Origin of the sequence: Actimicrobium sp. CCC2.4 (assembly GCF_034347385.1) — a bacterium.
Lineage (GTDB): Bacteria > Pseudomonadota > Gammaproteobacteria > Burkholderiales > Burkholderiaceae_D > Actimicrobium.
In genome coordinates this window covers 807,178-828,681 of sequence record NZ_CP133777.1, presented here as the reverse complement: position 1 = coordinate 828,681, position 21,504 = coordinate 807,178, and the positions used below count along the sequence as shown (strand labels likewise).

Here is a 21,504-nt window from a genome sequence, read left to right as displayed (position 1 = left end):
AGCAATCGTCTTTGAAGCAGTTAGCCCGCACGCCATTCAGCGCTTGATCGCGCTAGTCACCGAGGCATCGACCGACGCCAACGTGGCATTGCGCGTCAGCTGGGCCAGCTGCATGTTACGTTGCGCCGGCTCCAGAGCCGCCATTTTGCGCGTGGCTCCATAAAACCTGGCCAGCGTCTTTTGCTCGGTCATCAAGGCCCGGAATGCCGGCACGTAGTCATGGTAGGAAGCCACCGCTGCCAGGTGCGCATTCGATAGCGGTTCGGCAAACCAGCGATCGTATCCGGCATAGCCACCCCAGGCGGTTCTCAGTACCAGATACTCGTCCTTCAGGGCCGCAAACAGCTTGCCCTTTTCACGCCGCTTGTCGCCATCACCGACCGTGCGCGCATAGTTGGCAACGAGCAGCTTGCGATACTTGACCAGCAACGCGAGAAAATCACGTTTGCGCCCGTCGAACGCCACGAAGTTCTCGCGCATCGCGGCATCGCCGTGCGCCGCCATCCAGCGCTCGACACCCAGTTCCTCGACGGTGGTGGCAAATGATTCATTGAACTGGGTATCGTTGCGGGCATAGGCAACCTGATGCGCCAGCTCATGAAAGACCAGCCGCGCCAGTTCACCATCGGGATACTGGATGAAGGTCGACAGCACCGGATCATTGAACCAGCCTAATGTCGAGTACGCCGCCACGCCCGACATCTGCACATCGTAGCCAGCCTTGCGTAAGACGGCCGCATAGTCGAGCGCTTCCTGCTTGTTGTAGTAGCCGCGGTAATTGACGCAGCCGGCAATCGGAAAACACCATTGCGCCGGCTGCATCGACAACTCCGGCGTAGCCACCACATTCCACAGCACGTAAGGCCGCTTGAGGTCGGCATAGTTGGTGTAACTGTTGTTGTCCGACAGGCCGAGTTCACGCGCCGCATAGCGACGGATTTCACGGACCTTGGTCAGGCGCGCCTTGAGCTTCTCGCCGACCCCGGGATCGGCCAGCCAGTCATCAATCGGACGGGCCCCCGAGAGCAGCGCAAACTGTCCCTGCGCCGCCTGATAGTAATAATCGAACTGGGCGCATCCGCTCGCCAGCAGGCCAGCTACTACCGCCAATCCCGTGCGCCATTTCATGATCGTCCTTCACCGGAGTGGAACTTCACATCACTTTTTTTCGACCTCGACCAATACGTCATAAAAAGTCGGACCACCGGCCATGTCCGTCAGACGCTGGCCGGTTACTTCATTGGCGTTCTTGCCATCAGCCGCCATTTTTTTCCACCAGATCGATAGCCCGACCACGAGACCCTTGCGGGCCCGGTCGGTCACGCGCGCCTTCGCTTCGAAGCTGCCGCGACCATTGAAAATCCGCACCGTGTCGCCGCTGCCGATACGGCGTGATGCGGCGTCATCGGGATGGATATCGAGATGCGGCTCGCCCTCGGTGGCGCGCAGGCTGGCGACATTGACGAAGCTGGAATTGAGGAAGTTGCGCGCCGGCGGCGAGATCATCGCCAACGGATATTTGCTGGCCAGCGCCGCATTACTGGCGACCGATTCGTACGGCGCAATATAGGTCGGCAGCGGATCGAAACCATCGGCCAGCATCTGCGCGGAATAGAACTCGCACTTGCCCGACGGTGTCTTGAAACCGCCGTCGGCAAATGGCGCATCCGGCACCACCAGTTTTTGCCAGCCGGTGCGCTTGAGGCTATCCCAGTCAAAATGGATCGCGCGCGGGTTGCTGCTATCGAACGCGCTCGCGGCAATCGTGCCATCGCTGTCACGAAAACACGGATCGTCGAAGCCCATGCGCGCCGCCAGCAAACGGAAAAATTCGGTATTCGGTTTGGCCTCGCCGAGCGGCGCAATCGCGGCGTTGTTGGCCATCATGTACAAGTGGCCGTAGGTCGAATGGATGTCGACATGTTCGAGCTGCGTCGTGGCCGGCAACACGATGTCGGCATAGTCGGCGGTATCGGTCTGGAAGTGTTCGAGCACGACGGTGAACAAATCCTCGCGCGCGAAACCCTGCATGACCTTGCCGGACTCGGGTGCGACCGCCACCGGGTTCGAGTTATAGACAATCAGCGCAGCGATTTTCGGACCGAATTCCGGCGAGGCTTCACGCAGCAAATCATCGCCGATCGTACTCATGTTGATGCTGCGTACCGGCTTGGCCAGATCGGGCCGCTCGAGCGCCTGCTTGTTTTTTGCGAAGCTGTCCGAGGTCGACAGCAAAATGCCGCCGGCGGCCTGACGCCAGGCCCCGACCAGCGCCGGCAGACAGGCGATATTACGCACCGCCATGCCGCCGCCATGCACGCGTTGCAAACCATAATTGACGCGGATCGCGACACCCTCGCCGCGCAACGCAGCCTGACCGTAGTCGCGTGCCAGCGTGATGACTTCGTCGACGCTGATACCGCAGGTGGTGGCGACTTTCTCCGGCGGCCATTCGGCGGCGCGGACTTTTAATTGCTCAAAGCCGGTTGTATGACGCGCAATATAATCGTGGTCAATCAAATCGTCCGCAATCAAAACGTGCATCATGCCCAGCGCCAGCGCCGCATCGGTGCCGGGTAACAGCGCGATGTGCTGCTGGCATTTTTCGGCGGTCAGCGAGCGGTACGGATCGATCGCGATGATCTTCGCGCCCTGCCGCTTGGCTTCCTGCACACGCATCCACAAGTGCAGGTTAGAGGCGATCGGATTGCCGCCCCAGATCAGGATCAGCTTCGCATTCTGGAATTGTTCGGGGTCCGTGCCGACCCGCTGGCCTATCGTGTACTTGTAGCCCGCGCCGCCGGCCGCCGCACAGATCGTGCGCTCGAGTTGCGAGGCACCCAACACATTGAAGAAGCGCGACGCCATCGACTCGCCCTGCACCAGCCCCATCGTGCCGGCATAGCTGTATGGCAGGATCGCTTGCGGGTCAGTAGCGGCAATCGCACCGAGGCGGCTGGCGATGGTATCGATCGCTTCGTCCCAGCTGATGCGAACAAATTTGCCTTCGCCTTTTTTGCCGATGCGTTTAAGCGGATGGAGCAGGCGGTCGGCGTGATAGGTACGTTCGGTGTAGCGCGCGACCTTGGTACAGAGCACGCCGGCAGTGGTCGGATGATCCGGATCGCCGCGCACGGCAGTGGCGACGCCGTCATCAACGGTCACCAGCAAGGCGCAAGTATCGGGGCAGTCATGCGGACAAACCGCACGCACGGTGGTAATCGTCATTAGTGATTCCTGTGAGCAGTTGGGCGTCGGCCGCGCATCCGGAGATGCGGTCGCGGCGTTGCCTGTTCGAAGCATCATAGGCGCAGAAAGTGCGCCGCGGGAAGCCCGCGCCACACCGGTTTGCAAATATTTTCCGGTGTCGCGGCGAGTCGTGATCAGTTTGTTATCGAATGCGATGGCAGTGCAATAACAGCTTGTCAAGCTGACAAATCAACCCGGCTTAACAGACTCCGATTCGACTAGCCGTTCCATGAATTGCTCACACTGCGCCAACTGCTCCAGCGCGACAAATTCGTTAGGCCGGTGCGCCTGCTCGATGTCGCCGGGACCGCAAATGACCGACGGAATCCCGGATTGATGAAACAAGCCCGCCTCGGTGCCATACGACACAGCACCATTGGGCTTGTTGCGCGACAAACCAACCGCCAGTTGGACGATGGCATCGCTTTCCTCGGCGCTCATGCCAGGCGCGCTGGCCAGCATCTCGAAAGCGATCACCGCGTTCGGTTCGACCCGCAGCATTTCGGGCAGCAGCGTTGCCGCAAAATCCTGAATCTCCTGGTACAAGCGGTCGGCCGACGCACCCGGCATCGTGCGTGCCTCGAAATTGAATTCGCAATCCTTGGGCACGATGTTCGAGGCGATGCCGCCCTTGATGGTGCCGGTCTGCAGCGTCGTGAATGGCACCGTGAACGAATAATCCCGTGATTCCAGCTGCGCCAGCCGGTCGGCCATCTGGCGGATATAAACGATGATGCGCGCCGCATATTCGATCGAATTGACACCCTGCGTGGTGTAGCTCGAATGCGCTTCGCGACCGGTGATGCAGCAGCGGAAACGGTGCGTGCCCTTGTGCGCAATGATCGGCTGCATCATGGTCGGTTCACCGACGATGCAGCCGGCGGTTTTCAGGCCCATCTCGGTGAGGTCCTGGATCAGGCTGCGCACCCCGATGCAACCGACTTCTTCGTCATACGACAGCGCGATATGCAGCGGTGCGTCGGTGTTTGCGGCGAGGTACTTCGGAACCAGCAGCAAGGCGTTGGCGATGAAGCCTTTCATGTCGGCGGTGCCGCGGCCGTACAGCTTGTCGCCCACGACGGTCGCCTTGAACGGATCAGTGTCCCAGGCCTGGCCATCGACCGGCACCACATCGGTGTGACCCGACAGCACCAGTCCGGCACGACTGCCGCCGCCGGCGGTGGCGAACAAGTTGGCTTTCTTGCCGGTCGAGTCATAGGTCAGGCGCGAAGTGACGCCCATGCCGGCGAGATAATCACGAACCCATTCGATCAATCCCAGGTTGGAATCGCGCGAGACGGTCGGAAAGCCGACCAGTCGTTCGATCATTGCCATCAGTTCAGCCGAGGGCTGCGTAAGCTTGGTATCCATGGTGTCTTCCTCCAAAAATTCAGGGTTGATCGTTCAGGTGGCAGGCCGAAAAATGTGCCGGCGCGACTTCTTTCAAGGCCGGTTTCTCGACACTGCAGCGCGGCATCGCATGCGGACAGCGTGGATGAAAGTGGCAGCCATCGGGCGGATTGAGCGGCGACGGAATCTCGCCACGCACTGCAAAAAATTCGGTCTTGCGCACTTCCAGTTTCGGTGCCGACGCCAGCAGCGCCTGCGTGTACGGATGGTTCGCATGATTGAACACAGCGTCCGCCGGTGCCGATTCCACCACCCGTCCGAGGTACATGATAACGACGCGATCGGAAAGATGCCGGACCACGCCGAGGTCATGGCTAATAAACAGGTAAGTCAGGTTCAGCTCATCGCGCAGACGGATGAACAGGTTCAATACCTGCGCCTGAATCGACACATCCAGCGCCGCGACGGCTTCATCGCAGACCAGAAATTCGGGCCGCACCGCCAGCGCCCGCGCGATCCCGACACGGGCGCGCTGGCCACCGGAAAACTGATGCGGAAAACGCCGCAGCACGGCCGGGTCGAGGCCGACCCGCTGCAGCAGGTCTTCGACGTAATCGACCTGCTCGCGCGCGGCGATCATCTTGTGCGCGACCGGCGCTTCGCCGACGATATCGAGCACACGCATGCGCGGGTTGAGCGACGCATACGGGTCCTGAAAAATCATCTGGATGCCGAGTTGCTTCAGGCGCCGCTGCGCCGGATCGAGCGCATCGATATCTTCGCCCTTCCAGCGCCGCGACCCCGATGACAGGCTGTGCAAGCCGACCGCCATCCGGCCCAGCGTCGATTTGCCGCAACCCGATTCACCGACCAGGCCGATCACTTCACCGCGATTGATCACGAGGTCGACCTCATCGACCGCATGCACGACTTCTTCCTTGATGCCAGCGCCGAAGACATTGGCGATACGTGCCGCCGCATCGATCGATTTGACGAAGCGCTTGCTGACACCACGCAGTTCCAGCATGGATTGGACTGGATCGGTCATGCGTTCACCTCAGCCAGTTCGATGATCGGATGAAAGCAGCGCAGCGCGCGGCCATCGGCATGTTCCAGCGGCGGCGACTCGGTACATGCCACGCTGGCCCGGTCGCAGCGCTCACGGAACGCACAACCACCCGGCAAATTCAGTAGCGACGGCGTCATGCCGGGAATCTGGCGCAAGGGCTGGCCGCGCGGATTGCGCGACGGTGCTGAGCCGATCAGACCATGCGTGTACGGATGGCGCGGCTGTTCCAGCACTTGCCGGACGGTGCCGCTTTCGACGATTTTTCCGGCATACATGACGCAAACGGTGTCGGCCAGACCGGCCACCACCGACAGGTCATGCGTGATCCAGATCAGCGCGGTGCCGGACTCGCGGCACAGCTTTTGCATCTCGTAGAGGATCTGGCCCTGGATCGTCACATCAAGCGCGGTGGTCGGCTCGTCGCAAATGATCAGGTCGGGCTTGTTGAGCAGTGCAATCGCAATCGCCACGCGCTGACGCATGCCGCCGGAGAACTGGTGCGGATACGCCAGCAGTCGCTCGTCAGGCGACGGAATCCCGACCCGCGCCAGCGCATCGCGCGACATCGCGCGCGCGGTGTCCTTGCTGACGTCGTGATGCGCGAGCACCGCTTCCATCATTTGCGTATCAATCCGCAGGACCGGATTCAAGGTCATCATCGGATCCTGGAAAATCATCGCGATGCGGTCGCCGCGTATCTTGCGCATCGCGTCGGCCGGGATGCCGCGCAGCTCGCTGCCTTGCAGCAGGATCGAGCCCCCGGTGACTTTGCCGGGAGGGTCGATCAAGCCCATGATCGAATAACCGGTCATCGATTTGCCGGAGCCGGACTCGCCGACCAGACCCATGATCTGGCCCGGCATGACCGAGAACGAGACATCGTCGACGGCCTTGACGATGCCGGCGCGTGTCGTGAATTGCGTGTGCAGATGCGACACGCTCAGAGTAGGAACCACGGTGTCTTCTTTCATTGCGTTTGCAGGCGCGGATTGAGCACATCGCGCAATTGGTCAGCCACCAGATTGATCGCCACCACCGTCAGCAGCAAGGCGATCCCCGGAAAAAAGCTGATCCAGTATTTGCCGGATAACAGGTACTGGAAGCCGTTGGCAATCAGCAGGCCGAGCGACGGTTCGGTGACCGGCAAGCCCAGGCCAAGGAAGGACAACGTGGCTTCGAGCGAAATGGCCGACGCCACTTGCAGCGCCGAGATCACGATCAGCGGCGGCAGGCAATTCGGCAGCAGATGGCGCAGCATGATGCGCAGCGGCGACAGGCCCAGCGCGGTGGCCGCTTCGATGTATTCCTTCTTGCGTTCGACCAGCGCGGCGCTGCGGGCAGTGCGCGCGTAGTACGCCCATTGCACGGCTACCAGCGCGATGATGATCTTGCCGACGCCCGGTCCGGTCAACGCCAGCAGGATCAGGGCGATCAGGATGGGCGGGAACGACAACTGGATATCGGCCACGCGCATGATGAAGGCCTCGGTGCGACCACCCGAGTAACCGGCCAGCAAGCCCAGCGTCAGGCCGATCAGTAATGCAATGACGGTACTGGCGACGCCGACCGCGACCGAAATACGCACGCCATACAGGATGGCCGACAGCATGTCGCGGCCCTGCTCGTCGGTGCCCAGCAGGAAGGTCATATTGCCGCTGAATGACTCGGCACCCGGTGCCATGCGCGAATCCATCACGTCCAGGCGCGACAGGTCATACGGATCCTGCGGCGACAACCATGGCGCAAACAGCGCGGCAAGGACAATCACGGCCAGCAGGATAAAGCCGGCCGCAGCGATTTTACTGCTGAAAAAATTGCGCACGAAGCGCCGGAATGGCGTCTCGATGGCGACTTGCGGTGGAGTGTTTTCCATGGTCAGCCTTTGGTGTCGGACAAGCGCACTCGTGGATCGAGCAGCGAATACACCACGTCGACCACCAGGTTGATGAAGATGAAAATCACGACGATCAGCATCAGGTAAGCAACGATCACGGGACGGTCGAGGAAGCGGATCGAATCGATGATCAGCTTGCCCATGCCCGGCCAGGCAAACACCGTTTCGGTGACGATGGCAAACGCGATGATCGAACCGAACTGCAGCGCGATGACGGTGACGATGGGGATCAGGATGTTTTTGAGGACATGCACGCCGATGATGCGCGTGCTCGACAAGCCCTTGGCGCGGGCGAACTTGACGTAATCCTGCAGCAGCGCTTCCTGTGCACCGGCCCGCGTGAGCCGGATCACCAGCGCGATATTGAACAGCGCCAGGTTAAATGCCGGCATCAGCAAATGGCGCAGGCCATCGACCGACAGGAAGCTGACCGGCACGCCGAGCAGCAAGGTGGTCGCCCCGCGACCGCTCGATGGCAACCAGCCCAACTGCACCGCAAACACCATGATCAGCATCAGGCCGACCCAGAATGTCGGCAGCGAAAAACCCAGGATGGAGACCGCCATGATGGACTTGCCGGCAATACCGTTTGGCCGCAGGCCGGCCCACAGGCCGAGCGGAATACCGAGGCCTATCGACATCACGATAGCGAACACCGCCAGCTCCATCGTGGCCGGCATGCGTTCAAAAATCAGCGTCAGTGCCGGCGTCGAAAAGGCAAACGAGTTGCCCATGTCACCGCTCAGCGCATTTTTGACGAAAATAAAATATTGTTCCCACAGCGGCTTGTCGAGTCCGAAAGCGGCAATGGTGCGAATGCGATCCATCTGGTCGGCATCGGGGCTGATCAGCATGTCGATCGGGTTCCCGATCGCGTACACGCCAACAAACACCAGCAACGACATGACCAGCAGCACGACCAGGCTTTGCAGCAGTCGGCGAATGATAAATACGAGCATGGAAGAAACCTGAATCCGGAGACAGCATCACGCCCGCGCGTAGCGGGCGTGATAGCACGTCGGTTATTGCTGAATAAACTGATAAGCGTGGGTACGCTCGTCGGTACGCGGGATGTAGGCGATGCCTTTTTTGGTGGCCCAGGTGGTCACTTGCTGGTGAATCGGAATCAGGCCGCCGTCGTTGATGACGATGGCGGTGGCATCCTGCAGCAGTTTCAGGCGGGCCGGGTCATCGACCGTATTGAGCGCCTTCATCAGTAGTTCGTCCATTTTCGGATTGCAGTACTTGGCCCAGTTGAAGCCACCCAAACCTTTGGCAGGATTGTCGCAAGCGGCCAGTGCCCGCAATGGTGACGAGGCTTCGCCGGTCTGCGCACCCCAGCCGAGCAGGCCGATCGTGTACTCCTGCTTGGCACCGCGTGACGAATAAATCGACATCGGCAGTCCTTCGACCTTGGTCGCCACGCCAATGCGCGAGAACATCTGCGCCAGCGTCTGGGCGATTTTTTCATCGTTGACGTAGCGGTTGTTGGGCGTGTGCAAAGTCATACCGAAACCGTCGGGATAGCCTGCGGCCGCCAGCAATTTCTTGGCGCCTTCCGGGTCGTACTTGACGACCTTGAGCGCCGGATTATTGCCGAACAGCGTAGCCGGAACCAGATTGTTGGTCGGCTCGGACAAGCCTTCCATCACGCGGTCGCGGATCGCATCACGGTTGATCGCCATCGACAGGGCCGCCCGCACGCGCTGGTCTTTCAACGGATTCTTGTCGAGCGGCTTGCCGTCCTTGTCGGTCATGAATGGCGACTTGTCACGCACGGTATCCGGGAACAGGTAAATGAGGCGATGCGAGACCTTTGAGTACAGCGCGATGTTCGGATCGGCGCGGACCCGGGCCAGGTCCGGCGTCGGCACGTTTTCGATCGCCTGCACATCGCCGGCCAGCAGCGCAGCCAGACGGGTCGAACCGTTCGGGATAAAGCGCAGGGTCACTTTCGACCAGGCCGGTTTCTTGCCCCAGTAGCTCTCGTTGCGATCGAGCTCAAGGCGGTCGTCGCGCTGGAATTTGACGAACTTGTACGGACCGGTACCGACCATTCCCTTGCCGCTGGAGAAGTCATCGCTGGACAAGCCGGTGGTGGCCTTGCGCGAGACGATATAGATCGAGGTCAGGTCGGCCAGCAGCAGCGGATACGGCTCCTTGGTGGTAAAGCGGATCGTGTTGGCGTCGATGACTTTCTTGTTGATGATGGCCTTGGTGTAGACATCCATCTTGCCTGGGCTGCCGACGATCAACGACGGCCGCTCCATCGACCAGGCCACGTCATCGGCGGTGAGGTCGCTGCCGTCATGGAATTTAATGCCCTTGCGCAGCTTGAATTCCCAGGTCAGGTCGTTGATGAGAGTCCAGGATTCGGCCAAACCAGGGATCACCTTGCTGTCGGCATCCATCGTGACCAGAGTCTCGAACATATGGTCGGCAACGTTCAGGTTCGGGAACAGGTTATAGAAATGCGGGTCCATCGAGGTAGGAGGCGAACTCATCGCCAGCTTGAATTCCTGCGCAATGGCGGCGGGGGCGGCAAAGGCAAACAGCGCAGCGAGCGCTGAGGCAAGCAGGTTTTTCGTGACGAATTTCGAGGATGACGACAAGCGCATAAAGCTCTCCAGTAGGTTGAACACACTCTGACGGTGCTGGCGTAATATACAAGGTAAAACCAAAACAACCCGACGTTACCGGCAGAAAAAAACCCGGTGTCACGCCAACGTCAGCCCTCCCCTTCCGCCCACATCTCAGGTGATAGCCATGAAATTGATCGACCCGATCGTTGAATTCCATTCCGAGCTACAAGCAATACGACGCAATATCCATGCCCATCCGGAGCTGTGCTACGAAGAGCAGCACACTGCCGATGTCGTCGCCGGCAAACTGACCGAGTGGGACATCCCGGTACTGCGCGGTATGGGTGTCACCGGCGTGGTAGGCATCATCAAGCGCGGCACCAGCAGTCGCGCCATCGGCTTGCGCGCCGACATGGATGCGCTGCCGGTGCAGGAGTCGAACACCTTTGCCCACCGCTCGACGATCGATGGAAAAATGCACGCCTGCGGTCACGACGGCCACACCGCGATGCTGCTGGGCGCGGCCCGGCATCTGGCCTTGCATGGCACGTTTGACGGTACCGTCTACGTGATCTTCCAGCCGGCCGAAGAAGGCGGTGCCGGGGCCAGACGGATGATCGAGGACGGCCTGTTCGAGCGCTGTCCGATGCAAGCGGTGTACGGCATGCACAACTGGCCGGGCCAGAAGGTCGGCACCTTCGGTGTCACGCCGGGGCCGATGATGGCCTCGTCGAACGAGTTCGAAGTCATCATCAAGGGCAAGGGCGCGCATGCCGCGCAACCGCACAAGGGTATCGATCCGATCATGGTCGCGGTGCAGATTGCGCAGGGCTGGCAAACCATCGTCTCGCGCAACAAGAGTCCGCTCGATGCGGGCGTGCTGTCGATCACGCAAATCCATTCGGGCAGCGCCACCAACGTGATCCCCGACGAAGCGACATTGATTGGCACTGTGCGTACCTTCACCAATGAGGTGCTCGACCTGATGGAACAGCGCATGCGCGATGTCGCCACGCATACCGCCGCAGCCTTCGACGCGACCATCACCTTCGATTTCAAGCGCAACTATCCACCGCTGATCAATCATCCTGCCGAGACCGCGTTTGCGGTCGATGTGCTGCGCAAGATGGTGGGCGAAGACAGCGTCAATGCCAGCGTCGAGCCGACGATGGGGTCGGAAGATTTTGCCTTCATGCTGCAAGCCCTGCCGGGCTGCTATGTCTTCATCGGCAATGGCGAAGGCGGCCATCGCGACAGCGGCCACGGCCTCGGTCCGTGCAATCTGCACAACCCGAGCTACGACTTCAATGATGACTTGCTGCCGATAGGCGCGAGTTACTGGGTCAACCTGGCTGAAGCAGCGCTGCCATGCCGATGACCTTGCCGGCCTCGGCCTACGCCCGCATCGCGCTCGACAACATCGCCCGGGAATATCCGAACAAGCTCGATCACGTGATCAACACGGCAGTCGACGTGCGCTCGCCACGCGACCTGCATCCGGTTTTTTTCGGTAGCTACGACTGGCATTCGGCGGTCCACATGCACTGGTTGCTGGTGCGCCTGCTGCATCGCCAGCCCGATCTGCCGGAGGCCGGCGAGATCACCGCCCTGCTCGATCGCCAGTTCACCAGCGCCCATGTGGCCACCGAAATCGCTTATCTGCACCAGCCGTCGCGCACGACCTTCGAGCGCACCTACGGCTGGGCCTGGTTGCTCAAACTGCAGGCCGAACTGATCGATATCGCACGCACCCGGCCGCGCGCCGTCGCGTGGCGCGATGCGCTGCAACCGCTGGCCGATGCGTTTGCCGACCGCTATCTGCAGTTCCTGCCGCTGGCGCAATTCCCGATCCGGGCCGGCACGCATGCCAACAGCGCATTCGGTTTGCTGCTGGCGCTCGACTATGCCGAGACCGCCGGACAAGTCGCCTTGCGCGACCGGATCATCCGCAGTGCGCGCAACTGGTACGGCGACGATCAGGATTATCCCGCCGGGTATGAACCGGGTGGTGATGACTTCCTGTCAGGCGGATTGGTTGAAGCCGCACTGATGCAGCGCGTGCTGGATGCCGACGAACTGGTCGGCTGGTGGCAGCGCTTTCATCCGACTGCCGAGGCCTTGCAATGCTGGCTGAAACCAGTCGCCGTGAGCGACCGCAGCGATCCGAAGATGGCGCATCTGGATGGATTGAATCTGTCGCGGGCGTGGTGCTGGACGCTGCTGCGTCCAGCCTTGCCGGTGTCGCTGCAGGCACCGGTGGCGCTGGCCATCGAGCGGCATCTGGCCGCGTCAATGCCGCATGCGGCGGGCGGCGATTATGTCGGCACGCACTGGCTGGCCAGCTTTGCGGCACTGGCACTGACTTAGCCAAATTCAGCTCAGCTGATCGTCGCGCCGGCCGAGCCGCAGACCCGGATTGGCCTGCTCCAGCCCGAGCAGAATGGCCGACTGGTCGGCTCCGGCCAGCGTCGCCGGTAGCGCGCGGTATCCGGCTTGGACCAGCGCTGCCAGCGGCAAGCTGATGCCGGCATTGGCAGCCGCAACCAGAATATTGTCCATATCCTTGGCCTGGCTGCGCACTTGTCCGCCAGCACGGAAGTCGCGGTCCAGCATGCGCTGGCCATGCACCTCCAGCAGCCGGCTTTCCGCGAATCCGCCGCGCAGCGCCTGCCTGACAGCCACCGGATCGGCACCCGCCGCCTGTGCCAGCAACAGCGCTTCGGCAATCACGTTCAGCGTCGCGCCGACGATCAGCTGATTACACAATTTGGCGACCTGGCCGGAACCCGCTCCGCCCACCAGCGTCGGCCGGCCCAGCACTTGCAGCACCGTGCGTGCCCGCTCAAAATCGGCCACCGCTCCGCCGACCATGATGGCCAGCGAACCTGCCTGCGCACCGAGCACGCCGCCGGATACCGGCGCATCGAGGCAGGCGATACCGTGCGTGGCCAAGGTGGTATGCAAGGCCAGCGCCTCGTCCTGACGGGTTGAACTCATGTCGATCACCAGCGCGCCCGGCTTGATCGCTGCGGTGGCGGCCGCGATGACGTCGGCGACCACCGGCCCGGCGTCGAGCATCGTGATGATCAGATCCGCCGCGCCGACCGCCGCGGCGGGCGTCGCCGCCGGGATCGCACCGGCGGCGACCAGCGCAGCGGTTTTTGCCGCCGTGCGGTTCCATACCGTCACGCGGTAACCGGCCTCCAGCAAGCGGGCAGCCATAGGCGCGCCCATCAGGCCGATACCAAGAAAGGCGATGCACGGGGAGTGTCGGGGAGGATTGTTTTGCTGGGTCACGGGAGACTTTCAAGAGGCACCGTCGGCAGACGGTGTACAGGGTAGGTTTTCCGTGCCGCACGGCCCGGAAAGTTAATTTTTTTTTCGACCCCTGGCTGGCCGGCCGGCCATTGCATTGTCCGGCCGTTACTGGCGATAATGGGCCCCATTAAAAAGCGGCGATATTCTAGCTGCAACTTATGGGCTTCATCAACAAGAAACCATCTTGCCTCATTATTTATCGGGAATTTGCATGCACATGACAACAGGCCTCACAGCACTGATTACCGCTTGCGTTCTTTGCGCCGCGAGCAGCTCCGCACTTGCGGTTGATTCTGTCTCGGCCGAAGTCGGCACCGGCAACAAGTCGCAACTCTATCGCGTTGGCTTGCAATGGAACATGGAACAAACATGGATGCGTTCTGACAAATCCGAAATCTGGGGTTACTGGGACTTGACCGGTGCGGTCTGGCGCGGCAATCAGTTCGAGAACCGGCCCGGTGCGACCCAGACCTTCGGCGATATCGGCTTCACGCCAACGCTGCGCTGGCAGGGTCTGAACCATCAGGGCGTGTATGCCGAAGCCGGCCTCGGACCGCATCTGAATTCGGAGGTCTACGATAACTTCGGTCGCCGCCTCTCGGGCCACCTGCAATTCGGCACGCATCTGGGCCTGGGCTTCACCACGGTCAGCGGACTCGACCTGTCCTTGCGCGTCACGCACTTTTCGAACGGCGGCATCAAGCAGCCCAATAACGGCGTGAACCTGGTGCTGGCACGCGTCGGCTACAAATTCTGATCCACCCCGTCCTTCCCGCGATGGCTCCGGCTTGTTGCCGGCCGTCGCTGCCCCCCGGAGCACACGATGTCTGATGCCTTTCATTTCTACGAACCCCGCAACGGCCACGGCTTGCCGCATGATCCGTTCAATGCAATTGTCGGACCGCGCCCGATCGGCTGGATTTCATCGTGCAACAGCGAGGGTGCACTGAACCTGGCGCCGTACAGTTTTTTCAATGCCTTCAATTACACGCCGCCCATCGTCGGTTTTGCCAGCGTCGGCTACAAGGATACGGTGCGCAATATCGAGCAGACCGGCGAATTCGGCTGGAATCTGGTGACCCGCGAACTGGCCGATGCGATGAACCGCAGCTGCGCGCCGGTGCCGCCCGAAGTCAATGAGTTCGAGCTGGCCGGCCTGACACCGGTCGCGTCACGGCTGATCAAGCCGCCGCGCGTGGCCGAGAGCCTGGTCTCGTTCGAATGCCGCTGCACGCAGATCCTCCAGCTGCAAGGCATCGATGGCGTGAAGGTGCCGACCTGGCTGATCCTCGGCGAAGTCGTGGCGGTCCACATTGCCCATGCCCTGCTCGATGATGGCGTCTACAATACGGGCCGCGCCGGCCATGTGCTGCGTGGCGGCGGTCCGGCAGATTATTTTTCGGTCGGGCCGGAACAATTATTCAGGATGGGCCGTCCCACCTGAACGACATCCTGTCGGCACGGACACCTCTCCCTTTTTAAGGACACACCAACGCATGAATGAGCAAGTCACGAGTAGCACCAACAACAACGCATTCTGGGATGAATGGCAACTGGCTGCCATCGAAGCGGGCGTCGCCGTGCCGCTAGCCGAACTGGGCTGCGAAATTTTGCGCACCCACCGCAAGAATCGCTGGAGCAAGGATTTCCTGGGCGTCGAGGACGACGGTCCGGTCATGCTGGAAATGTGCCTGACCGAACCAGCCGAAGCCGAGATGCTGTTTATCGAAAACCTGCATCCGTACAACACTGCCCTGCTGACAGCAACCCGTTTGCGCCTGAAGCTGGCCTGATCAGCGGGCCTGCTCGAGGACCACGCCGCCGGCAGTCCTGTCGAGGCGATCTTCGAGTTCGCCGATGCTGGCGCTGAGCGTCAGTTCGGTCTGCTCCAGCGAGGCCTTCCAGGAGGTATCGAGCTCATCCATCCGTGCCAGCAAGGCGTTACGCGAGGCCAGGTCGGCTTCCGACTGCTGCTTCAGCCCCGTGTCAATGACAGCGCGTAACTCGGTGAATCGCGAGGCTTCGGCCTGATCGGCCAGCTCGCGGTTGCTGCGCAATTCACGCGCGTGGTGACGCGTGTCGAACAGCACCGAGGTCTGCAAGTACAGCACGAAGATCAGGAAGAACACGATCAGCGCGCTCATCAATCCCAGCATCACGATGCCGAGCGGCGCCTGGATATCGGCCACGCCGAGCGATAGCGTCGTCGGTGCCATGAATGCATTCCAGTTGAGTGCGGCAAAACCGGCAATCGCGGCCAGCACGATCAGCAAAATCAGGGTGCGTGCTTTCATGTTCCAACTCCTTATCAAAAAAACCGATTGTACGGTCGAACTACCGGCCTTCTGTGCGACCTGCGTCGCTTATGCCGCATCCATCACCGCACTGAGGAAGGCTTGCGTGCGCTCATGTTTTGGCGCGCCGAAGATTTCTTCGGAGGTGCCCTGCTCGGCAATTTTTCCTTCCGAAAAAAAGCAGACGCGGTCGGCGAACTCGCGGGCGAATCCCATCTGGTGCGTCACCATCAGCATGGTCAGGTCGTGCTTGTCGCTGAGACGGCGAATCACGTTCAGCACTTCGCTGCACAGCTCGGGATCGAGCGCCGAGGTGACTTCGTCGAACAGCATGACTTGCGGCCGCATCGCCAAGGCACGGGCAATCGCGACACGCTGCTGCTGGCCACCGGACAGTTGCGACGGATAGTGGTCGAGTTTGTCGGACAGGCCCACCATGTCGAGCAGTTCGACGCCGCGCTCGGTGGCCGCCTGTTTGGTCAGGCCCAGCGTTTTGCGCGGGGCTTCGATGGTGTTTTCCAGCGCAGTCATGTGCGGGAATAAATTGAAGTTCTGGAACACCATGCCGATGTTGCGACGGCCATTGCGCTTGTAGCTTTCGCTGGCCGGCACGAGCGTGCCATTGCGGTCCATGTGCGTGAGCGGTTCGCCATCAACGTCGATGACGCCGTCATCGATGGGTTCGAGCATCATCAGCACCCGCAACAAGGTCGACTTGCCGGACCCGCTGGGTCCGATGATGGCGACTTTTTCATTGCGCGCCACATCCAGATCCAGATTGTCGAGCACCGTCAGCGGGCCATACCGTTTTGTTACGCCGCGAAAGCGGATCAGAGGAGATGTCATTTCAGGAGTCCTTTATGGCATGCGCAATTGCGCTTCGAGCCGGCGTACCAGCAGCGCGACCACCAGGCTGATGAGCAGGAAGAAAATACCCGTCAGCGTGATTGGCTCGATGTAACGAAACGATTGCGAACCGATATTCTTGGCTTGCAACATGAGTTCAACCACAGTGATCGCCGACAGTACCGGCGTGTCCTTGAACATCGCAATCAGATAATTGCCCAGCGCCGGAACGATGGGACGGATGGCCTGCGGCAGGACGATGCTGCGATAGACGTTCCACGGACCGAGGCTCATCGCCTTGGCCGCTTCCCACTGACCGCGCGGCACGCTGTCCAGACCGGCCCGGTACACCTCGGCGACGTAGCACGCATAGTGCAGCGCCAGTCCAACCATACCTGCCGTCAGTGCCGACATCGTCAAGCCGTAATCGGGCAGTACATAGAACAGGAAATACAGCTGGATCAGCAGCGGCGTACTGCGGATGAATTCAATCACCGCGGTAGCCGGCCACGCCAACAGGCGCAGCGGAGAGCGTCGCATCATGGCCAGCACCAGGCCGAGCACCAGCGCCAAGGCGAAGGCCACCAGCGTGATGCCAATGGTCGTCAAGGACGCATGCAGCAGATCAGGCAAAATCTGCCACGCGAACTGCCAGTCAAACAGGGTGTCGTTATTCATGCATGCCCCCTGACGATGCCGCGTGTCAGGCGACGCTCAAGCAGACGCATCAGCAAGTTGATCGCTTGCGCAATCACAAAATAAATCACCAGTGCAATCGTAAAAATCTCCGTGGTCCTGAAGGTCGCTTCGACCAGCTGGTTGGCGCGGAAAGTCAGATCTGCCAGCGTAATGAGCGAGACCAGCGACGTGCCTTTGAGCAGTTCGATCAGCAGATTGGTCGACGGCGGAATCGCGTTGGCCAGTGCCTGCGGCAGCACGATGTTAAAGAAGCGGTGAAACGGCGAGATGTTCAACGCCACGGCCGCTTCGATTTGTCCGCGCGACACCGAACTCAAGGCACCCCGCATGACCTCGGCGCCATAGGCACCGATATTGAGTCCCAGGCCAAGTACCGCGACCGAAAACGGCGTGAGCCGCACATCGAACGGAGGTAGTGGCAGCACGAAGAACAACCAGAACAGCTGCACCAGCAGCGAAGTCCCGCGAAACACTTCGATATAGATATTGGCCACCCAGCGCACACCGCGCCAGGGCGATAGCTTGGCCACGGCAGCGATGAGCGCCAGTGCCGTGGCCAGCACGGCGGCCAAGGCAGTAATCCGCAACGTTACTAGCGTTCCCTGTAGCAGCAGAGGCATCAGGGTCGTCAGTGTGTCACGCACTTATTGCGCCGCTATCTCGGCGACCGTTTTTTTGGTCAGGTTGCTGCGATCGAAACCGAACGGCGCGACAGTAGCCAGATGTTCGGGGCTGCCTAGCCATTCCTGCAGCGCGCCATTGACGGCATCGCGCAGTGTCTGGTCGTCCTGGCGAAACGCCAGTGCACCGTAACCGATATGCGATACATCATCGGCAAAGTCGGTGGTAGCCGCGACACGCGCGCCCCCTTTGACAGCCAGCGCTTTCATGGTCAGTGCGGTCCCGACAGCAGCATCGGCGCGACGGGTACGCACGGCCTGCAATTGCGCGGTGGTGGTCGGCACCTGCATGATGCGGCTGTCCGGTATGCCGGCAGCAATGGCGTACGCATACTGGGAAGTGCCTGCCATGATGGCCAGCCTGACTTTGTCATTGGCGGCGATATCGGCATAACTGCGCAGCTTGCGCGGATTGCCTTTTGCCACCAGCAGCGTATCGGCAAGCTGGTAATGCGGATCAGTGAACAGGACTTGCTTGATGCGTTCCGGCGTGACGTACATGCCGGCCGCAATGACATCGAAACGCCCCGCCATCAGACCCGGAATCAGGCTGCCCCACTCCACCAGTACCGGCTTGACGTTAGGCACACCGAGCTTGGCAAAAATGATCTTGGCGATTTCCGGCGATTCACCGGTGACCTTGCCGCTGGCTGTGGTGTAGGCAAACGGCGCTTCGTTGGCATACGCGACGCGGACTTCACCGGTGCGCTGTATGCGCTCCAGCGTGGTTTCGGCGCTGGCGGGCAGGCTCAGGGTCAGTGCGGCAACGGCAAACAGGGCAAGAGCGGGAAGTTGAATATAGGTTTTCATGACGACGCCTTTCGATGTTAGATGAGGGGGACCGCACCGTGCAAAACGATGCGGAAGGCTTCTATCAGGGCAGGACGAATGGCTCGGGTTCGAGCGCGTCGACGTCATCGCGCACGGCGATGTACCCCGGACGTGGTGCCAGACCATCGGTCGGTGCCTGCAGCTGGTTCTCGACACTGTTATAGACAAAGAACAGATTGCTGCGCGGGTACGGCGTGATATTGCCGTTCGAGCCATGCATCGTGTTGCAGTCAAAAAAGACCACCGATCCGGCCTTGCCGGTGCAGGAAGTAATCCCTCCGAGGTCCGACAGATAGCGCAACAGGAAATCGTCGGGCACGCCGGCTTCCTGCTTTTTCAGGGACTTCTTGTAATTGTCTTCGGGGGTCTCGCCGAGGCACGAAATGAAATGCCGGTGCGAACCCGGGATCAGCATCAGCGGGCCATTGAGGTCACTGTTGTCGGTCAGCAGAATCGAGCAGCTCAGCGCACGCATCGCCGGCATGCCGTCTTCGGTGTGCCAGGTTTCGAAATCCGAATGCCAGTAGAACTCCTTGCCGGTAAAGCCAGGTTTGTAGTTGATGCGCGACTGGTGGATGTAGACCTCGCTGCCGAGAATTTCACGGGCCACATTGAGCACGCGCGGGTCACGCACCAGGTTGGCAAACAGCGCATTGAGCTTGTGGACATCGAAGATCGAGCGCACTTCGCCACTGCCCGGTTCGGCGATGACTTCGGCGCGGCCGGTGGCGGTAAAGTCGCCGCGCATTTGCTGCATTTCGTCGTACAGGCCGGTGACTTCGTCGGCTGAAAACAGGTCGGGCAACATCAGAAAGCCGTTCTCGCGGTAGACATCGCGCTGCGCGGCATTGAGTGCCGGGGCGCTGCTGGTCATGACCTCGTCGTAGACGACCGGTTCATTGCGTTTCAGGATGGCGGCGGTGCTCTGGGCACGGCTTTTGTAAGCGTCTTGGGATAACAGCATGGGAATCCTTTCTCTTATCGGGCGGCGGTTTCCGCAGCGACGGCATACACGCCGTCGGCATCGTGGACTTCCGTACCGACTAATGGGGGATTGAAGGAACAGACGACACGCATGTCGCCACCGGCATCGGCACGCAGCCAATGCTGGTCATTCTTGTTGAGTGCGTACATCGTGCCGGGCTCGATCCGGAAAATTTCTCCGGAAGGAATCAGCTCGACTTCACCCGAGCCTTCGACGCAGTACACAGCCTCGAAGTGATTTTTGTACCAGATGTGGGTCTGGGTGCCGGCGAAAATGGTGGTCTCGTGCATCGAGAATCCCATCCCGTCTTCGCGCAGCAGCAGACGGCGGCTGGCCCAGGTGTCGGTGACGATATCGCGCTCGGTATGGAGGATGTCTTGCAGGCGGCGGACGATCATGCGGTCACCTGGCTTTCTTCGGCATCGGTGGTACTGAGCTGGTTGACGGTGTCGGCCATCGCTTGCTCGAGAATATCCAGACCTGCCAGCAGTGTCTCCGGCTCGATCGTCAGTGGCACCAGGAACTTGATGACTTCGCTATTGCCACCGGAGGTCTCGATGATCAGGCCATTCTGGAAGGCCAGCGTGGTGATGCGGTCAGCCAGTTCGGGATCCTTGAAGGCCAGTCCCTGCATCAGGCCGCGACCGCGACGGGTCATTTCAGCTGCCGGATAATTCTTGACCAGCTTGTCGAGGTAAGCCGTCATGGTCTGGCTTTTCTTTTCGATCGAAGTCTGGAATTTGCTGTCGCTCCAGTAGTGATCGAGTGCGGCGGTGGCAGTGACAAACGCCATGTTGTTGCCGCGGAAGGTACCGTTGTGCTGACCGGGCTTCCAGATGTCAAATTCGGGCTTGATCAGCACCATCGAAAACGGCAGGCCATAGCCGGACAAGGATTTCGAGAGCGTGATGATGTCCGGAGAAATACCAGCCGGCTCGAAGCTGAAGAAGGTACCGGTACGACCGCAACCGGCCTGGATATCATCGACGATGAGCAGGATGTCGTGGCGGCGGCAGAGTTTTTCCAGCTTTTTGAGCCAGTTCAGCCCGGCGACATTCAAGCCGCCCTCGCCTTGCACGGATTCGACAATGACGGCGGCAGGATGATCGACGCCGCTACTCGGATCGGCAATGAGCTTGTCGAGCATGGCAATCGTGTCGACCTCCGGTCCGAAGTAGCCGGCGTACGGTGCGTGGTGCACATTGGATAAGGTAACGCCGGATGCTTCGCGGTATTTCTGGTTACCCGTCAGTGACAACGAGCCCAGGCTGACGCCATGAAACCCGTTGGTAAATGAAATCACGTTCTGACGCTTGGTCACGTTGCGGGCCAGCTTGATGGCAGCTTCCACGGCGTTCGTGCCGGTCGGGCCGGTGAACTGTAATTTGTACTGCATCTTGCGCGGCTTGAGGATGCGGTCTTCGAAGGTGTGCAGGAATTGTTTCTTGGCGGTAGTCGCCATGTCGAGGCCGTGCACGACGCCGTCGGTGGCCAGGTAATCGATCAGGGCTTTCTTGATGACCGGATTATTGTGGCCGTAGTTCAGGCTACCGGCGCCGGCAAGAAAGTCGATGTACTCCCGACCGCTCTCGTCGGTCAGAACTGCATTCTGGGCTTTGGTGAAAATAGTTGGAAAGGAACGGATGTAACCACGAACCTCTGATTCCAGTCGGTTGAATATACGCATCAGGCTTCTCCTTACGGATG

At 60.6% G+C, this 21,504-nt stretch carries 22 protein-coding genes; 5 read left to right on the top strand and 17 right to left on the bottom strand.

The window, feature by feature from the left end:
- Positions 1 to 36 precede the first annotated feature (36 nt).
- From RHM62_RS03915 to RHM62_RS03880, 8 genes are all read right to left on the bottom strand, one after another.
- Positions 37 to 1,128: an aminopeptidase gene (locus RHM62_RS03915; protein ID WP_322124264.1), complete on the bottom strand. Its 1,092-nt coding sequence runs from the start codon at positions 1,126 to 1,128 to the stop codon at positions 37 to 39.
- A gap of 30 nt (positions 1,129 to 1,158) precedes the next feature.
- Positions 1,159 to 3,228, bottom strand: coding sequence for a molybdopterin oxidoreductase family protein (locus RHM62_RS03910; protein WP_322124263.1), 2,070 nt, complete (start codon positions 3,226 to 3,228; stop codon positions 1,159 to 1,161).
- Between the two features lie 210 nt (positions 3,229 to 3,438).
- On the bottom strand, positions 3,439 to 4,620 hold the full coding sequence (gene argE / locus RHM62_RS03905; protein WP_322124262.1) for an acetylornithine deacetylase: 1,182 nt from the start codon (positions 4,618 to 4,620) through the stop codon (positions 3,439 to 3,441).
- Positions 4,621 to 4,639: 19 nt separating this feature from the next.
- Positions 4,640 to 5,647 (bottom strand): ABC transporter ATP-binding protein, encoded by a 1,008-nt coding sequence (locus tag RHM62_RS03900; protein ID WP_322124261.1) that lies wholly within the window; start codon positions 5,645 to 5,647, stop codon positions 4,640 to 4,642.
- On the bottom strand, positions 5,644 to 6,639 hold the full coding sequence (locus RHM62_RS03895; protein ID WP_322124260.1) for an ABC transporter ATP-binding protein: 996 nt from the start codon (positions 6,637 to 6,639) through the stop codon (positions 5,644 to 5,646). The genes RHM62_RS03900 and RHM62_RS03895 overlap by 4 nt, the downstream gene beginning before the upstream one ends.
- A complete protein-coding gene (locus RHM62_RS03890) occupies positions 6,636 to 7,541 on the bottom strand; it encodes an ABC transporter permease (RefSeq protein WP_322124259.1) in 906 nt (301 codons plus the stop codon). The genes RHM62_RS03895 and RHM62_RS03890 overlap by 4 nt, the downstream gene beginning before the upstream one ends.
- A 2-nt stretch (positions 7,542 to 7,543) precedes the next feature.
- The gene (locus RHM62_RS03885) at positions 7,544 to 8,521 is read right to left on the bottom strand and encodes an ABC transporter permease (protein WP_322124258.1); all 978 of its coding nucleotides are present in this window, start codon (positions 8,519 to 8,521) and stop codon (positions 7,544 to 7,546) included.
- Between the two features lie 63 nt (positions 8,522 to 8,584).
- The gene (locus tag RHM62_RS03880; RefSeq protein WP_322124257.1) at positions 8,585 to 10,180 is read right to left on the bottom strand and encodes an ABC transporter substrate-binding protein; all 1,596 of its coding nucleotides are present in this window, start codon (positions 10,178 to 10,180) and stop codon (positions 8,585 to 8,587) included.
- Between the two features lie 148 nt (positions 10,181 to 10,328).
- Here RHM62_RS03880 and RHM62_RS03875 point away from each other — a divergent pair, with 148 nt between their 5' ends.
- Positions 10,329 to 11,522 carry a M20 aminoacylase family protein gene (locus RHM62_RS03875; protein ID WP_322124256.1) on the top strand — a complete coding sequence of 398 codons (1,194 nt, stop codon included), beginning with the start codon at positions 10,329 to 10,331 and terminating at the stop codon, positions 11,520 to 11,522.
- Positions 11,519 to 12,511, top strand: a complete 993-nt coding sequence (locus RHM62_RS03870; protein ID WP_322125311.1) for a DUF2891 domain-containing protein — start codon at positions 11,519 to 11,521, stop codon at positions 12,509 to 12,511. Before RHM62_RS03875 ends, RHM62_RS03870 begins: the two co-directional genes overlap by 4 nt.
- Positions 12,512 to 12,517: 6 nt before the next feature.
- Here RHM62_RS03870 and RHM62_RS03865 read toward each other — a convergent pair whose 3' ends face one another.
- Positions 12,518 to 13,441, bottom strand: a complete 924-nt coding sequence (locus RHM62_RS03865) for an NAD(P)-dependent oxidoreductase (protein ID WP_322124255.1) — start codon at positions 13,439 to 13,441, stop codon at positions 12,518 to 12,520.
- Between the two features lie 232 nt (positions 13,442 to 13,673).
- Here RHM62_RS03865 and RHM62_RS03860 point away from each other — a divergent pair, with 232 nt between their 5' ends.
- The 3 genes from RHM62_RS03860 (at position 13,674) to RHM62_RS03850 (ending at position 15,255) form a co-directional block, all read left to right on the top strand.
- Positions 13,674 to 14,219, top strand: coding sequence for an acyloxyacyl hydrolase (locus RHM62_RS03860; protein WP_322124254.1), 546 nt, complete (start codon positions 13,674 to 13,676; stop codon positions 14,217 to 14,219).
- A gap of 66 nt (positions 14,220 to 14,285) precedes the next feature.
- A complete protein-coding gene (locus RHM62_RS03855; RefSeq protein ID WP_322124253.1) occupies positions 14,286 to 14,906 on the top strand; it encodes a flavin reductase family protein in 621 nt (206 codons plus the stop codon).
- Positions 14,907 to 14,958: 52 nt separating this feature from the next.
- Positions 14,959 to 15,255, top strand: a complete 297-nt coding sequence (locus RHM62_RS03850) for a hypothetical protein (protein WP_322124252.1) — start codon at positions 14,959 to 14,961, stop codon at positions 15,253 to 15,255.
- Here the strand turns inward: RHM62_RS03850 and RHM62_RS03845 are convergent, their stop codons facing one another.
- The 8 genes from RHM62_RS03845 to ectB all read right to left on the bottom strand — a co-directional run bounded on the left by RHM62_RS03845 (position 15,256) and on the right by ectB (position 21,484).
- Positions 15,256 to 15,756: a LapA family protein gene (locus RHM62_RS03845; RefSeq protein ID WP_322124251.1), complete on the bottom strand. Its 501-nt coding sequence runs from the start codon at positions 15,754 to 15,756 to the stop codon at positions 15,256 to 15,258.
- Positions 15,757 to 15,825: 69 nt separating this feature from the next.
- The gene (gene ehuA / locus RHM62_RS03840; protein WP_322124250.1) at positions 15,826 to 16,602 is read right to left on the bottom strand and encodes an ectoine/hydroxyectoine ABC transporter ATP-binding protein EhuA; all 777 of its coding nucleotides are present in this window, start codon (positions 16,600 to 16,602) and stop codon (positions 15,826 to 15,828) included.
- A gap of 12 nt (positions 16,603 to 16,614) precedes the next feature.
- Complete coding sequence (ehuD, locus tag RHM62_RS03835; protein ID WP_322124249.1) at positions 16,615 to 17,280, bottom strand: ectoine/hydroxyectoine ABC transporter permease subunit EhuD; 666 nt, start codon at positions 17,278 to 17,280, stop codon at positions 16,615 to 16,617.
- Positions 17,277 to 17,933, bottom strand: coding sequence for an ectoine/hydroxyectoine ABC transporter permease subunit EhuC (gene ehuC, locus RHM62_RS03830; RefSeq protein WP_322125310.1), 657 nt, complete (start codon positions 17,931 to 17,933; stop codon positions 17,277 to 17,279). Before ehuC ends, ehuD begins: the two co-directional genes overlap by 4 nt.
- 12 nt (positions 17,934 to 17,945) lie before the next feature.
- Positions 17,946 to 18,791, bottom strand: coding sequence for an ectoine/hydroxyectoine ABC transporter substrate-binding protein EhuB (gene ehuB, locus RHM62_RS03825; protein ID WP_322124248.1), 846 nt, complete (start codon positions 18,789 to 18,791; stop codon positions 17,946 to 17,948).
- A gap of 64 nt (positions 18,792 to 18,855) precedes the next feature.
- Positions 18,856 to 19,776 carry an ectoine hydroxylase gene (gene thpD, locus RHM62_RS03820; protein WP_322124247.1) on the bottom strand — a complete coding sequence of 307 codons (921 nt, stop codon included), beginning with the start codon at positions 19,774 to 19,776 and terminating at the stop codon, positions 18,856 to 18,858.
- A gap of 14 nt (positions 19,777 to 19,790) precedes the next feature.
- Positions 19,791 to 20,195, bottom strand: a complete 405-nt coding sequence (locus tag RHM62_RS03815) for an ectoine synthase (protein ID WP_322124246.1) — start codon at positions 20,193 to 20,195, stop codon at positions 19,791 to 19,793.
- A complete protein-coding gene (gene ectB / locus RHM62_RS03810; RefSeq protein WP_322124245.1) occupies positions 20,192 to 21,484 on the bottom strand; it encodes a diaminobutyrate--2-oxoglutarate transaminase in 1,293 nt (430 codons plus the stop codon). Before ectB ends, RHM62_RS03815 begins: the two co-directional genes overlap by 4 nt.
- Positions 21,485 to 21,504: the final 20 nt, after the last annotated feature.